Annotated in this window: 18 protein-coding genes and 1 riboswitch; of the genes, 13 read left to right on the top strand and 5 right to left on the bottom strand. The window is 39.1% G+C overall.

Going from position 1 to position 14235, the window contains the following annotated elements:
- Window positions 1-237: 237 nt before the first annotated feature.
- The 3 genes from ACFX4E_RS23820 (at window position 238) to ACFX4E_RS23810 (ending at window position 2598) form a co-directional block, all read left to right on the top strand.
- Window positions 238-1647 (top strand): SpoVR family protein, encoded by a 1410-nt coding sequence (locus ACFX4E_RS23820; RefSeq protein ID WP_230184801.1) that lies wholly within the window; start codon window positions 238-240, stop codon window positions 1645-1647.
- A gap of 123 nt (window positions 1648-1770) precedes the next feature.
- Window positions 1771-2100 (top strand): antibiotic biosynthesis monooxygenase family protein, encoded by a 330-nt coding sequence (locus ACFX4E_RS23815; RefSeq protein ID WP_028410249.1) that lies wholly within the window; start codon window positions 1771-1773, stop codon window positions 2098-2100.
- 66 nt (window positions 2101-2166) lie between these two features.
- Window positions 2167-2598 (top strand): Rrf2 family transcriptional regulator, encoded by a 432-nt coding sequence (locus ACFX4E_RS23810; protein WP_013081642.1) that lies wholly within the window; start codon window positions 2167-2169, stop codon window positions 2596-2598.
- Window positions 2599-2651: 53 nt separating this feature from the next.
- Here ACFX4E_RS23810 and ACFX4E_RS23805 read toward each other — a convergent pair whose 3' ends face one another.
- The gene (locus ACFX4E_RS23805) at window positions 2652-3647 is read right to left on the bottom strand and encodes an NADPH:quinone oxidoreductase family protein (RefSeq protein WP_060745387.1); all 996 of its coding nucleotides are present in this window, start codon (window positions 3645-3647) and stop codon (window positions 2652-2654) included.
- Window positions 3648-3826: 179 nt separating this feature from the next.
- Here ACFX4E_RS23805 and ACFX4E_RS23800 point away from each other — a divergent pair, with 179 nt between their 5' ends.
- Complete coding sequence (locus ACFX4E_RS23800; protein WP_028410251.1) at window positions 3827-4771, top strand: nucleoside hydrolase; 945 nt, start codon at window positions 3827-3829, stop codon at window positions 4769-4771.
- A 34-nt stretch (window positions 4772-4805) separates the two neighbouring features.
- Here ACFX4E_RS23800 and ACFX4E_RS23795 read toward each other — a convergent pair whose 3' ends face one another.
- The 3 genes from ACFX4E_RS23795 to ACFX4E_RS23785 are packed head-to-tail and all read right to left on the bottom strand — an operon-like array spanning window position 4806 to window position 7080.
- Window positions 4806-5540 carry an amino acid ABC transporter ATP-binding protein gene (locus ACFX4E_RS23795; protein WP_028410252.1) on the bottom strand — a complete coding sequence of 245 codons (735 nt, stop codon included), beginning with the start codon at window positions 5538-5540 and terminating at the stop codon, window positions 4806-4808.
- Between the two features lie 30 nt (window positions 5541-5570).
- Window positions 5571-6275: an amino acid ABC transporter permease gene (locus ACFX4E_RS23790; protein ID WP_034276677.1), complete on the bottom strand. Its 705-nt coding sequence runs from the start codon at window positions 6273-6275 to the stop codon at window positions 5571-5573.
- Window positions 6259-7080: an amino acid ABC transporter substrate-binding protein gene (locus ACFX4E_RS23785; protein ID WP_034268043.1), complete on the bottom strand. Its 822-nt coding sequence runs from the start codon at window positions 7078-7080 to the stop codon at window positions 6259-6261. Before ACFX4E_RS23785 ends, ACFX4E_RS23790 begins: the two co-directional genes overlap by 17 nt.
- A gap of 341 nt (window positions 7081-7421) precedes the next feature.
- Here ACFX4E_RS23785 and ACFX4E_RS23780 point away from each other — a divergent pair, with 341 nt between their 5' ends.
- The 9 genes from ACFX4E_RS23780 (at window position 7422) to thiD (ending at window position 13409) form a co-directional block, all read left to right on the top strand.
- A complete protein-coding gene (locus ACFX4E_RS23780) occupies window positions 7422-7820 on the top strand; it encodes a fluoride efflux transporter FluC (protein WP_377238635.1) in 399 nt (132 codons plus the stop codon).
- Complete coding sequence (gene crcB, locus ACFX4E_RS23775; protein ID WP_028410256.1) at window positions 7821-8210, top strand: fluoride efflux transporter CrcB; 390 nt, start codon at window positions 7821-7823, stop codon at window positions 8208-8210. It begins immediately after the preceding gene.
- Between the two features lie 47 nt (window positions 8211-8257).
- The gene (locus ACFX4E_RS23770) at window positions 8258-8473 is read left to right on the top strand and encodes a hypothetical protein (protein ID WP_013055279.1); all 216 of its coding nucleotides are present in this window, start codon (window positions 8258-8260) and stop codon (window positions 8471-8473) included.
- A 158-nt stretch (window positions 8474-8631) separates the two neighbouring features.
- Window positions 8632-8732, top strand: a riboswitch (TPP riboswitch).
- A 121-nt stretch (window positions 8733-8853) separates the two neighbouring features.
- A complete protein-coding gene (locus ACFX4E_RS23765) occupies window positions 8854-9477 on the top strand; it encodes a thiamine phosphate synthase (protein WP_028410257.1) in 624 nt (207 codons plus the stop codon).
- The gene (gene thiO, locus ACFX4E_RS23760; protein ID WP_028410258.1) at window positions 9461-10588 is read left to right on the top strand and encodes a glycine oxidase ThiO; all 1128 of its coding nucleotides are present in this window, start codon (window positions 9461-9463) and stop codon (window positions 10586-10588) included. The genes ACFX4E_RS23765 and thiO overlap by 17 nt, the downstream gene beginning before the upstream one ends.
- Entirely contained in the window at window positions 10585-10788 is a 204-nt protein-coding gene (gene thiS, locus ACFX4E_RS23755; RefSeq protein WP_028410259.1) for a sulfur carrier protein ThiS, read from the top strand. Before thiO ends, thiS begins: the two co-directional genes overlap by 4 nt.
- Before the next feature lie 5 nt (window positions 10789-10793).
- Window positions 10794-11561 carry a thiazole synthase gene (locus ACFX4E_RS23750; protein ID WP_013055283.1) on the top strand — a complete coding sequence of 256 codons (768 nt, stop codon included), beginning with the start codon at window positions 10794-10796 and terminating at the stop codon, window positions 11559-11561.
- Window positions 11558-12577: a thiazole biosynthesis adenylyltransferase ThiF gene (locus tag ACFX4E_RS23745; RefSeq protein ID WP_377238632.1), complete on the top strand. Its 1020-nt coding sequence runs from the start codon at window positions 11558-11560 to the stop codon at window positions 12575-12577. Before ACFX4E_RS23750 ends, ACFX4E_RS23745 begins: the two co-directional genes overlap by 4 nt.
- Before the next feature lie 22 nt (window positions 12578-12599).
- The gene (thiD, locus tag ACFX4E_RS23740) at window positions 12600-13409 is read left to right on the top strand and encodes a bifunctional hydroxymethylpyrimidine kinase/phosphomethylpyrimidine kinase (protein ID WP_102813500.1); all 810 of its coding nucleotides are present in this window, start codon (window positions 12600-12602) and stop codon (window positions 13407-13409) included.
- A gap of 30 nt (window positions 13410-13439) precedes the next feature.
- Here the strand turns inward: thiD and gpmA are convergent, their stop codons facing one another.
- Complete coding sequence (gene gpmA / locus ACFX4E_RS23735) at window positions 13440-14165, bottom strand: 2,3-diphosphoglycerate-dependent phosphoglycerate mutase (protein ID WP_013081653.1); 726 nt, start codon at window positions 14163-14165, stop codon at window positions 13440-13442.
- Window positions 14166-14235: the final 70 nt, after the last annotated feature.

The following is a 14235-nucleotide window of genomic DNA, read 5'->3' as shown; positions in this document are numbered from 1 at the left end:
CAGTGCATAATTAAAAGAGGTTGTAGTTATTATGCAAGAAGAATAAACGTACAGCACCGGATAAATCATAAGAAAAGCAAAGAATGATGCAGCATAACAGTTATATTACATCCATTATTTAAGACAACTAAATAAAAATCCCCTTTTCTTGAAAAAATAAAGCTTCTTTTTGATGAAAACACATGAATTGACATGTTTGTACATAGATTGAAGTAAGGAGTGAAAGGGGGAGCTGTCGTGAAAGAAGCAGATTATAAGCAATTATACCGTGCGATTGATGAAATTACGGAAATAGCTAGCGGTTTCGGCTTAGATTTTTATCCGATGCGCTATGAAATTTGCCCGGCAGATATTATTTATACGTTTGGTGCATATGGGATGCCAACTCGTTTTTCACATTGGAGCTTTGGAAAACAATTTTACAAAATGAAATTACACTACGATCTGGGATTGAGTAAAATTTATGAATTAGTTATCAATTCAGATCCTTGTTATGCATTTTTATTGGATTCCAATGCGCTTATTCAAAATAAATTAATTGTAGCTCACGTGTTAGCTCACTGTGACTTCTTTAAAAATAACAGCCGTTTTGCCAACACTAAACGGGATATGGTAGAAAGTATGGCAGCGACCGCTGATCGAATTAAAGAATACGAAGTAAAGCACGGTAAGCGTGAAGTAGAAAAGTTTTTGGATGCTGTCCTATCGATTCAGGAACATATTGATCCGTCCCTTATGCGTGCCAAGCTTTCTTGGAGCATAGATGATGTAGAATCATCGGAAGAAGAAATCGTTTCTCCTTACGATGATTTATGGAATTTGGATTATAAAGAAAAGAAAAAACCAAAACCTCCAAAGTCTTTTAAAAAATTTCCGCCTCAGCCTGAAAAAGACATCTTATTATTTATCGAAGAATACAGTCCTTATCTAGAGGATTGGCAGCGGGATATTTTAACGATGATGCGAGAAGAAATGCTTTATTTCTGGCCGCAGCTTGAAACAAAAATTATGAATGAAGGCTGGGCTTCTTTCTGGCATCAGCGCATTATTCGAGAAATGGATTTAACGAGTGATGAAGCGATAGAATTCGCCAAGCTAAATGCAGGGGTTGTGCAGCCGTCTAAGACGGGAATCAATCCATATTATTTAGGTTTAAAAATCTTTGAAGACATTGAAGAACGCTACAATAATCCAACAGAAGATATGATTCGCCGGGGCGTGGAGCCGGGGTCAGGAAGAGAGAAGATGTTTGAGGTACGTGAGGTTGAATCAGATATTTCCTTTATCCGCAATTACTTAACAAAAGATTTAGTCATGCGGGAGGATATGTACTTATTCCAAAAACAAGGAAAAGACTATAAAATCGTCGACAAAGAGTGGACAGAAGTTAGAGATCAGCTTGTTAATATGCGCGTAAACGGCGGATTTCCTTATATCACAGTAACCAATGGAGACTATCTAAAAAATGGAGAGCTCTATTTAAAACACTGGTATGAAGGAATTGAATTAGATGTCAAATACTTAGAAAAAGTGGTACCGTACGTTCATCAGCTTTGGGGCCGCCCCGTTCATTTAGAAACGGTAATGGAAGGCAAGCCAATCGCCTTTACGTATGATGGAAAAACAGTGCATAGAAAACATTTGTAAAAAAGAAGACCGCTTAAACAGCGGTCTTTTTGGGCTTCTGTAACTTACCCATATAAATTGAAAAAATAAAATTACTATGCAATAATCAAATGAGAATTACTTTCATTTAGAAAGGAAGATAAGATGTTTGTTGTAAACGCAAGTTTTGAAACAGAAAAGAAATTTGAAGAACAGCTCAAGCAAAAAGCTAAGAAAAACAAAAGAGAAATTGAGGCAGCCAAAGGAAATTTATCGTTCGAATGCTGGAAAAAAGATTCCGCAGATAAAGTTGAATATGTTTTTGTATCCAAGTGGGAAGACAAGCAGTTCTTTCAAGCGTGGATCTCAAGAGAAGAACATGTGAACGAACATAAAGAAGCGAATAAAAAGAAAACGAAAGCATGTGCTGAAGCTATGGAAATCAAGAAAACGCTGCGCTTTTATGAGGCGGTAGAAGAGGACATTCTTTCCTAAAAAAGCATGCTTGACTTTCATAAATGTTGTAACTATAATGATTACAACAAAATAGGAGTGAGAGCAATGAAAATTAGCAGTCGATTCACCGTGGCCGTTCACATACTATCTTTAATTAAAGTAGATAGCAGTCATCCTAGTACTTCAGAGTGGATTGCTAGCAGTGTAAATACAAATCCTGTTGTTATAAGACGAGTAATTGGGATGTTAAAGAAAGCTGGACTCGTGGGTGTAAAAGCCGGAGCTGGCGGAGCTTATCTATTGAAAGATTTAGAAGAGATAACGTTGTTAGACGTTTATCGAGCGGTGGCGGCAGTGGAAGAAGGAGAATTGTTTCAAATGCATGAAAATCCGAATGTGGAGTGTCCTGTAGGAGCCAATATTCAAAGTGTCCTTGAATTGATTTTAAAACGTTCTCAAGATGCCATGGAACAAGTCTTAGCCGATGTGACCATGAAAGAATTAGTGACGGATTTAATAGCAAAAATAGATGCGTAATAACATGCTTCTGTTCGTAAAAAAACGGAGAAACCTAGGTTTCTCCGTTTTTTTTATAGCTTCACAATTGTTCGTCCTCGAGCTTGTCCTTTTAATAAAGTCGGAAGTACCTCAGGGAGCTGTTGTAGTGAAATTTCCTGTTGAATGAAAGGTTCAAAGCTTTCAGGCTTAAAGTCACTAGCGAGTCTATTCCAAATCTCTTTTCGAGTAGGCATTGGACAGTAAACAGAATCGATACCTAATAAATTAATCCCTCTTAAAATGAAGGGGAAGACGGTTGTTGGCACTTTGCCTCCAGCTGTTAGCCCGCTGACAGCTACAGAGCCGCCGTACTGAATTTGACTGAGAACAGAAGCTAGAGGCTCTCCCCCCACAGGATCCACCGCAGCAGCCCATTTTTGTTTGCCTAATGTTTTTAATTTGCCGTTATAAACATCTTCACGCGCTACAATAGAGGAAGCGCCAAGCTCTTTCAAATAAGCTGCTTCCGAGCTTTTTCCCGTACTTGCTTCCACTGTGTAGCCTAATTTTGAAAGAATGGCAATCGCAAAGCTTCCTACACCTCCCGTAGCGCCTGTTACAAGCACAGAGCCATTAGATGGACTAGTATGGTTTTCCTCTAAGCGATGCACAGATAAAGCGGCTGTAAAGCCAGCTGTTCCGATAATCATTGCTTCTTTTAACGTTAAATTTTGAGGAAGAGGGACAATCCATTCGCTGCGTATGCGCGCATACTCACTATAGCCTCCAAAGTGTGATACGCCAATGTCATAGCTTGTTGCGATGACATGATCACCTTCTTTAAAATCAGGGCTGTCAGAAGATACAACGACGCCTGCTAGGTCGATTCCTGGGACAAACGGGTAGCTTGTCACAATATTGCCGTTTGCGATGCTGGCTAAGCTATCTTTATAATTCACTCCTGAATAATGAACGCGAATAAGTACATCGCCTTCTGGCAAATCGTTTAGCGTCAGTTCTTGGACGGACGCCTCCACTTGGTCTTCACTTTTTTTATCTACGATTAATGCTGAAAATGATTGCTCCATTTTATTTCTCCTTTCTATACTGAGATGTATACATCTATACATAGATTACCTTATTTCTATACCCATTATAGAAAATAGTAAAAGAAGTTCCTAATACTTTGATTACGAAAGAGATCATTTCATTATAAAATAGCGGTATAGCTATTAGTTAGCAATACATAGAAAAGAGGAGAAGAGAAATGAGCACAAATGTATATTTTAACCATGATGCAGGCATCGATGATTTAGTATCGCTTTTTTTACTGCTGCAAATGGATGATGTAAAAGTAACGGGAGTATCTGTTATTCCGGCTGACGGATATCTAGAGCCAGGTATCAGCGCAAGCCAAAAGATTATTGATCGTTTTGGAAGTTATGATATTGAGGTTGCTAAATCTACTTCACGCGGTATGAATCCATTTCCAAAGGAGTGGCGCATGCATACGTTTTATGTAGATGCACTGCCGATTTTAAATGAAAAAGGGGAAGTACAAACAAAAATAAGTCAGCTCCCTGCTCATGATCATTTAATCGAGACATTGCAGCACACAGCCGGGAAAACAACTTTATTGTTTACAGGACCGTTAACAGATTTAGCAAGAGCACTTGAAAAAGCGCCGGAAATAGAAGAGAAAATTGACAAGTTAGTATGGATGGGCGGTACATTTCAAGAAGTAGGAAATGTGCAGGAACCTGAACACGATGGAACGGCGGAGTGGAATGCTTTTTGGGATCCAGAAGCAGTAGCGAAACTATGGGAAAGCAAAATTAAAATTGAGATGGTTGCTTTAGAAAGCACGAATCAAGTTCCTTTAACACCGGCTATTCGTCAAATGTGGGCTTCACTTCGAAGATATGAAGGAGTAGACTTTGTAGGGCAGTGCTACGCGGCCTGCCCGCCGCTTGTGCACGTTGAAACCAATTCAACATATTATTTGTGGGATGTACTCACAACAGCATTTACAGGGAATTCAACACTTGTGAAGGTAAAAACGGTTTCGAGTATTGTGCATACAGAAACACCGAGCCAAGGAAGAACAGAAATTTCCGAAGAGGGACGACCTGTAGATATCGTATATGATGTCACAGCTGAAGCATTCTTTACGTACATTACAGATTTGATGAAAAAAGCAGTAGCCAAATAAAGAAAAAGGTTGCACATGAAAGTGTGCAACCTTTTTAATGAATCATATTCAAGAATTGACGTGTCCGCTCTTGCTGAGGATTTAAAAATATTTGATCCGGTATCCCTCTTTCCATAATGACACCTTGATCCATAAAAATAACTTCATCCGCTACTTCACGGGCAAAGCGCATTTCATGAGTTACCACCACCATCGTCATTCCTTCTTTTGCCAAGTCTTTCATGGCTTGAAGAACGTCTCCTACAAGCTCAGGATCAAGAGCTGAAGTAGGCTCATCAAACAGCATAACTTTTGGGTCCATCGCCATTGCTCTGGCGATGCCAACACGCTGTTGTTGTCCGCCAGACAGCTGGAAAGGATAAAAGTCGAGCTTGTCTCCTAAGCCAACTCGTGTTAATAATTCTTTCCCTCTTTTTTCTGCTTCTTGAGTGGAAACACCTTTTACAATTACAGGACCTTCCATAACATTTTCAAGCGCAGTTTTATGAGGAAACAAGTTATAGTTTTGAAAGACCATACCTGTTAGGCTTCGAAATGAAGTAATGTCTTTTTTGCGAACAGGCTTGGTAAAATTCATGCTTTTTTTATCAAGTTCAATCGTGCCGTCTGTTGGGATTTCTAACAGATTTAAGCAACGTAAAAAAGTTGTTTTACCCGATCCAGAAGGGCCGATTAATACAATTACCTTGCCCTGTTCAACTTCTAAATCAATTCCTTTTAATACTTGCAAATCACCGAATGATTTATGCAAATTTTTGATATTAATCATATAAAAAACTCCTTTAGCTACTTGAAACGGTTATTTAGATACGTAACGATCTAGTCTTATTTCAATGCGTCCTTGGATAATGGATAAGATTGTGCACATAATCCAGTACAATAGAGCTGCTTCACTATAAAGAAGTAAAAACTCATAGTTAGTTGAAGCAATTTCTTGAGCTTGACGGAACATTTCAGAAACAAGAATAAGCGATGCAAGTGACGTGTCTTTAATAAGACTAATAAAAGAGTTAGATAATGGCGGAATCGATACACGTGCTGCTTGCGGTAAGATAATCCGTCTTAACGCTTGGGAATAGGTCATACCAAGTGAGTAGCCAGCTTCCCACTGTCCTTTAGGAATAGATTGAATTGCTGCTCGAATAATTTCAGATGCATACGCACCTACACTTAATGAAAATCCAATAACAGCAGAGATAAATGGATCAATTGTTATATCTAAGTTAGGTAATCCGTAGAAAATGATAAATAATTGCACAAGCAAAGGCGTTCCACGAATAATTGAGACATATACACGTGCAATCATGTTTAATACCTTACTTGACGACAAGCGAGCAAGTGCTGTTAAAACAGCTAACACAATGCCTATGGCAAAGCTTATTAATGTTAGTGGAATAGAATATTGAATAGCTCCCTTTACCATTGGTAAGAGAGATGATTGAGCGATTGAAATCAATTGATTCAATCGCTCTCCATCAGGAAAAATATTATTTAGGAGAAACATCTTCGCCAAACCATTTCTTAGAAATCTTTGCGTATGTTCCGTCTTTTTTCATATCTTTCAATGCTTTGTTTACTTTATCCACTAACTTACCGCTGTCTTTTCTAAACATAAAGCCGCTTGCAGCACCATCGGATTTTTCATCCGCGATTTTGATAGGTGCGTTAGGGTGCTTTTTCTTATAGTCAAGGAACGATAATTTATCGTTGATTGTAGCATCAACACGGTTTGCGCTCATTAGTTCTACTGCTTGAGCAAAACCTTCAGCACTCGTAATGTTTGCACCATAAGATTGAGCCATGTCTTTATAGTTACTTGTTAATGACTGCGCTGATTTTTTTCCTTTTAAATCTTTAAATGATTTGATATCTTTTTCGTCTTTACGAACAATTAATACAGCGCCTGACTGGATGTATGGATCAGAGAAATCGTATTTCTTTTGACGATCTTCACGAATACCAACTTCATTAGCAATCATGTCAAATCGTTTAGCATCTAATCCAGCAAACATGCCATCCCACTGTGTTTCTTTGAACTCAGCTTTTACGCCAAGACGTTTAGCTACTTCTTGAGCCAATTCTACATCAAACCCAGTTAGCTTTTGTTTGTCGTCATGAAAAGTGAACGGAGGGTATGTACCTTCAGTTCCAATTGTTAATACGCCATCTTTTTTCACTTTATTATATAAATCTTCTTGTGAAGATTTATTGTCTCCATTGTTTGCTTCATTTTTTGAGCTAGAACCGCATGCGGCAAGCACAACTGTGAAAGCTAATAGTAGCGACAAAAGTGCAGCAAATTTCTTCATTTTCTAAACCCCCTAGTATTCTGATAGGAAATGATACTCTGTGATACTAAACAAGAACACAGCAAAAGTCAACAAAAAAAACTTATACGATTAATGTGACTTAAAATAAGGGAAATATACCTTCTATACACGGTTTGTCATAAGGATACAGAAAGATTTTAAAATTTGGATTTAGTGGATTTTTAAGGGAGATTTGAGGAGTAAAAAGGAAGTTTCATGCGACGATTTTCTCTTTCATTTTTTCATGACTTTTGGTGCAATAAACATATAGTTAAATGTTAAGGTAGAAATAAATTCCTTATGGTACACTTAAAGAAGAATTTATGAAACGGAGCGATATGATGAAAGCCATAAACTTAATCTCAATTGCCTTTGGTGCTATCGCTGGTACATATGCACGTTATTTGCTGAATCTTTCCTTATTATATACGGGCTATCCAATAGGAACGGTAATTGAAAACCTATTAGGAAGCTTCATACTAGGCCTATTAACAGGATTTTTTGTGTGGAAAAAGCCAAAAGAATGGATAAAGCTTGGACTAGGAGTTGGCGTATGCGGCGGTTTTACAACGTATTCAACGTTTGCAGGAGATGTCATTTCTCTCACTCAGCACCATTTATTTGGTGGAGCAATTTATGTATTTGTCTCTTTAGTAGGTGGAATCTTTCTTGCTTTAGCAGGCTATCTATGCGGTGAAGCGGCAGGAAAAAATTTAGTGAAAGTACATGAGGTGAAGTAAATGAGCATAGTGAGCTTGGCACTTGGCGGGGCAGCTGGAGGAATATGCCGTTATCTTTTGGGTTTAAAAGTTACAAAAACAGTTTCAAACCCTCCTTTTCCAGTATCAATGCTGTTTGTAAACTTGCTCGGTGCGTTTGGACTTGGTCTTTTTTACGGTAGTTATTATGGAAAGGTTCCGAGTCATGCTTATGATGATTCAATATTTTTAATGATTGGCATTGGGTTTTTTGGTGCCTTTACCACTTTTTCAACGTTTAGTGTGGAAACCGTACAGTTAATTCGAGAAAAATCTTATCGAAAAATGTTGGCGTACGTGGGGATTTCAGCATTTGGAACAGTTGGTTTATTTACAGTCGGTTTACTGGCAGGGACGTTTTTATTTAAGTAAAGAGAACGTTTCTAGTAGGGAAAAACAAAAAGACGGAGAAGTAGAGAATGGATAGAAAAGCAGAAGTTTGGAAATACATTTTGTTGATTGTAGCTGTTGCAGGTCAGATCATCGGTTTTTTATTTTTATTTATAAATGTTGTGGCAGCATTTATTTTTTACGGTTTTTATATTCTAACTTTTATTATGTTACTCCTGCTGTTTATATGGGATCGGAAAAAGGAAAAAGACAAAGAAGAATTCGACGACTATACCGATTACTAACCATATAAAAAGCAGAATGATGCGGTGCGCCGAGCCTCTTAGTAAAGAAGCCTAAAAGATACCTCTATAAAAGGAAGAGAGCCGTAAGAGCATAAAGGGATATTGTATTTACATCTAGTTGTGTTATAATTTTAAGTACGAAAACAAAATCAATAAATAGCAATCACTAGGGGAGCTTTTGAAGCTGAGACGAATGTATTTCGGACCCTTTGAACCTGATCTGGTTTGGACCAGCGTAGGGAAGTGGCGATCATGTTTACATAAAGATGCATGCTAACCACTCTACGTTGTAGAGTGGTTTTTTGTATGTAATAAAGCCCTCTACACAAGATGAAGTGATTGAAATTTCTCTTTATTCTGAATGGAAAGGTTTCGATCATGTGGATATTCCTAAATTTCATGTCATTACAACAGATAAGCAGCCAATCGAAGAGCTTCAAAAAATTTTAACAGCTATCGCGCCTTTTGCGGGCGCCGTTCATATTAGAGAAAAAGAAAAAACGGCAAAGCAGATTCAATGTTTACTAGAAAGCCTGCCATTTTGTTGCTCTAAAATTATTGTGAACGATCGAGTTGATGTAGCGCATGCTTTAAAAGCAAAAGGCGTACAGCTTGCCTATCATAGTTTAGACGTTTCGTTTGTTATAGACGCATTTCCTTCTCTCATGGTCGGAAAGTCAGTTCACTCTGTGGAAGAGGCTTTAGAAGCTGAAAAAGATGGTGCTCACTACATTCTATACGGACATATTTATTCAACACATTCAAAAAAAGGATTAAGAAGTCGAGGGATAGCAGCGCTAAAAGAAGTAGTAGATGCTGTGCAGATACCGGTTATTGCCATTGGAGGAATTACACCTGTAAATGCCAAAGAGGTGCTGCAAACAGGAGCACACGGTATAGCTGTGATGTCTGGTGTCATGCTTGCGCAAGATCCCCTTAAAGCGATTAAACAATATTCTCATATATGGACATCTGGAGGTGGAGAAAATGAAGCAGCATTATGATGTACTGTTAATCGGAGGAGGTATAATCAGCTCTTCTATCGCTTATCATTTGTCAAAACAAGGAGCGTCAGTAGCTATTCTTGAACGCAATCAAATTGGTTGTGAAGCTTCAAGTGCAGCCGCTGGTATTTTAGGTGCTCAAGCTGAAATTGATGAAGAAGGTCCTCTTTTAGACCTTGCTATTAAGAGCAGAAGCATGTTTCCCGAACTGGTGAAGGAACTAAAAGAAAAAACGGCCATCGACGTAGAGCTCATTCAAAAAGGCTTATTAAAAGTTGCTGTAACAGAAGAAGATGCACACGTATTAAAGAAAAAAGCCGCTCAGCACCACCGGTGGGATGAACATGTAAGATGGATCGATGTAAAAGAAGCGCGTTTGTTAGAACCCGGGCTTTCTCCAGACATATACGGAGCCATTACAATACCGGGAGACGGCCAGCTAGCTCCGGCTAAGTTAACCCAGGCTCTTGCTCATGGAGCCTTGTATCACGGAGCAGATGTATTCGAATACTGTGACGTTCATTCTCTTATTATGGAAAATGAAACGGTAAAAGGTGTACAGACGTCCAAAGGCTCTTTTTATGGAGAAAAAGTAGTTATTGCAGCAGGCTCATGGGCTAAACGCTTTATTTCTTCTGAACATTTAGGTCAGGTGTTTCCTGTAAAAGGGGAGTGTATTGCTCTGCAAAGTCATAAGCCACTGCTTTCTAAAACGATTTTTTTAGATGAAGGTTTTTACTTAGTGCCAAAGACTGGTGGAAGAATCGTAATAGGGGCAACTAAGCTACAGCATGATTTTACCAAGACGGTTTCTGCACAAGGTATTCAATTTTTGCTGAATAAAGCTTCTGCGCTTCTGCCGGCTATTAAAGATGCTACATTTGAAAAAGCATGGGCAGGTCTTCGTCCACAAACAAATGATGGCTGGCCTTATTTAGGAGAGCATCCTGAAATAGCGAATCTACACATGGCGTTTGGCCACTACCGAAATGGTATTTTATTAAGTGCTGCAACTGGAAAAATTATGGCTGATGCTTTGTTAGGGAAAAAGCCGAATCATTCATTTTTTACATCATTTCAGCTAACTAGAGTAATGGAGGGAGTTCATTGAATCTAATCATTAATGGTAAGACCGTTACTGTTGGAGATGAAATTGAAACGGTTCAGCACTTGTTGCAGGCTCAGAACCTGCATGAACGAGTGGTAATTGTTGAGCTAAACAAGAATATTTTACAAAAAGAAGAACATAGTGATGCAAGTTTGAAAGATGGAGATGCATTAGAAGTCGTTTCATTTGTAGGAGGAGGATGAAGAGTATGTTAAAAATTGGACAATATACATTTAATTCACGTTTATTATTAGGAACAGGGAAATTTCCAGACTTTACGACTCAGCGTCAAGCGGTAGAAGAGTCGGAGACCGAAATTTTAACATTTGCTGTTAGACGAATGGATATTTTTGATCAAAATCAGCCTAATTTATTAGAAGCGCTTGATGTGAAGCGTTTCACTCTTTTGCCTAACACTGCTGGAGCAAAAAATGCAGAAGAGGCCGTACGTATTGCTAAATTAGCAAAGGCTTCTGGACTTTGTGACATGGTGAAAGTAGAAGTAATTGGATGTGATAAAACGCTGCTTCCTGATCCAGTTGAAACATTAAAAGCCAGTGAAGAACTGTTAAAAGAGGGCTTTACCGTTTTACCTTACACATCAGATGATGTTTTACTTGCGCGTCGTTTAGAGGAGTTAGGCGTACATGCCATTATGCCAGGAGCTTCGCCTATCGGTTCAGGTCAAGGTATTATTAATCCGTTGAACATGCGTTTTATCATTGAACAATCAACTGTTCCAGTAATTGTAGATGCAGGTATTGGAACGGCTTCAGACGCAGCTCAAGCTATGGAGCTAGGAGCAGATGGTGTGTTATTAAATACAGCTGTTTCAGGAGCAAAAGATCCTGTGAAAATGGCTCGTGCTATGAAGCTAGCGATTGAAGCAGGACGAGCAGCATTTGAAGCAGGACGTATTGAAAAGAAACAATATGCAACGGCAAGCAGTCCAACAGAAGGGATGAGTATCGGTTGATTAATCGTTATTCCCGCCAAGAACTGTTTCAACCTATTGGAAAAGGCGGACAGCAGCTAATTCAAGAAAAGCATGTTCTGATTGTAGGAGCAGGTGCTCTTGGAACAGGGAACGCCGAGGCTCTTGCGCGAGCGGGGGTAAAGAAAATAACGCTCATTGACCGGGACTATGTAGAGTGGAGCAACCTTCAGCGGCAGCAATTGTATAGTGAAAAAGATGCTGATAAAAGAATTCCAAAAGCAATTGCCGCTAAAAAACGGCTTCACGATATTAATCACGATGTAAAAGTAGAAGCGCACGTAGCAGACGGTACCCCTCAAGTTTTAGAACAGCTTGTTGAGGGGGTAGATGTTATGATTGATGCAACCGATAATTTTGACACACGCCTTGTAATGAATGATTTATCACAAAAATATGATCTTCCTTGGATTTACGGAGCATGTGTAGGAAGTTATGGAATTAGTTATACTATCATACCAAGTGAAACACCGTGTTTATCCTGTTTGCTTGAATCTGTACCGCTTGGAGGGTTAACATGTGATACAGTGGGGATTATTAGTCCTGCTGTTCAAATGGTAGTCGCTCATCAAGTAACAGAAGTGTTAAAAATATTAGTCGGAGACTGGAATGCGCTTAGGAGAGAACTTGTTTCGTTTGACGTATGGAAAAATGAGTATACGAGCATCAATGTGAACGTGTTTCGCAAATCTGCTTGCCGCTCATGCGGCAGTGAACAAACGTATCCCTTTTTACAATATGAAAATCAAACGAAAACAGCTGTGCTATGCGGAAGAAACACGGTACAAATCCGTCCGGGCAAATCAGCCAAGCAGCCGCTGCAGTCTTTAGGTGAACGATTAAAAGAAAAAGGATATAAAATTGAACAAAATCCGTATCTGCTTTCTTTTTATGTAGATGATTACCGTTTAGTTATGTTTCAAGATGGGCGCGTCTTTGTCCATGGAACAAACGATATAGTAGAAGCAAAGTCACTTTATCATCGGTATATTGGGTAAGAAAGAGATGGAGGTTTCAAGCATGACAGTACCAAAAGCATTAACCATTGCTGGATCAGACAGCGGTGGAGGAGCAGGCATTCAAGCAGATTTAAAAACATTTCAAGAGCGCGACGTTTTTGGCATGTCTGTTATTACAGCTGTGACCGCACAAAATACAGTTGGCGTTCAAGGAGTTTATCCTTTAGAAGCAGAAGCAGTTGAAACTCAGTTAGATTCAATTGCCACTGACTTATTTCCTAATGCAGTGAAGACAGGTATGTTGTTCAGTGCTGATATTATTTACGCAGTGGCTCGTAAAATCAAACAGTACGGCCTGCAAAATGTTGTAGTTGATCCCGTTATGATTGCAAAAGGCGGTCAGTCTCTTCTTCAAAGAGAAGCCGTACAGGCTCTAAAAGAATTATTGCCTCTTTGTGAAGTTATTACGCCGAACATACCGGAGGCGGAAGTCATCACGGGTAAAGAAATTCACACGATCGAAGACCGAAAAGAAGCGGCAAAACAGATTCATGAGCTAGGTGTAAAGCACGTGGTAATTAAAGGCGGACATGATCAATCTCATCAAGATATGATTGATATAGTGTATGATGGTCATACGTACGTTGAAATCACGCATGAAAAGATGAATACAAAGCATACACATGGAACGGGATGCACGTTTGCTGCTTGCGTCACAGCTGAACTAGCGAAAGGCAAAAGCGTGGTTGAAGCAGTTCAAATCGCTTCCGATTTTGTTCACTATGCGATTAAGCACACGCTTGAAATTGGTTCCGGACACGGTCCTACTAATCACTGGGCGTATGGAAAATACTTTCGTTCAAGCATATAAAAAAACGTGCCTACAATCTAGGCACGTTTTTTATGAAGAAGGAATATGGGTAGGAATCTCTCCATCGATGCCTAAATAATAATGTCTAAGGGGCTTTAAATTATCATCAAGCTCATAAACAAGCGGCACGCTTGTAGGAATATTCAAGTTCGCAATGCCATCAGGCGAAATGTTATCCAAGTACTGCATCAGAGCCCTAATCGTATTACCGTGAGCGGAAATAATAACCTTTTTGCCAGCTTTAATAGAAGGAGCAATAGTTTCGTCCCAGTATTCTAGAACCCGCTTTTCTGTATCGGCTAAGTTTTCCGTTACAGGAAATTGTCCCTTAGCTAATTCCTTATACTTAGGGTTGGAAGCTTCATAGCGAATATCTGTTGTCTCTAAAGCAGGAGGGCGTTCGTTCATCGACCTTCTCCACAAATGCACTTGCTCTTCTCCAAATTTTTTTGCGGTTTCTTCTTTGTTCAAACCTTGAAGAGCCCCGTAGTGCCGTTCATTCAGCCTCCAAGATTTATATACGGGAATCCACATGAAGTCCATTTGATGTAAGACAATCCACAGAGTGCGAATGGATCGTTTTAAAACAGAAGTATAGGCAATATCAAAAGTATATTCGTTTTTCTTTAGCACTTTTCCAGCTTCTCGCGCTTCTTGCAATCCATTTTTAGAAAGATCTACATCCGTCCAGCCTGTAAATTTATTTTCAAGATTCCACACGCTTTGTCCGTGCCGAATCAACACAAGTTTTATCATCGTGTTCTCCTTTCAACAGTGACTAAGGACTCTATTCTTTTTTATTATGAGAAGGAAAGAGTTTTTTATC

Origin of the sequence: Priestia sp. YIM B13491, from assembly GCF_042787605.1 — a bacterium.
Lineage (GTDB): Bacteria > Bacillota > Bacilli > Bacillales > Bacillaceae_H > Priestia > Priestia megaterium_E.
This window is presented reverse-complemented; position numbering and strand designations above follow the sequence as displayed.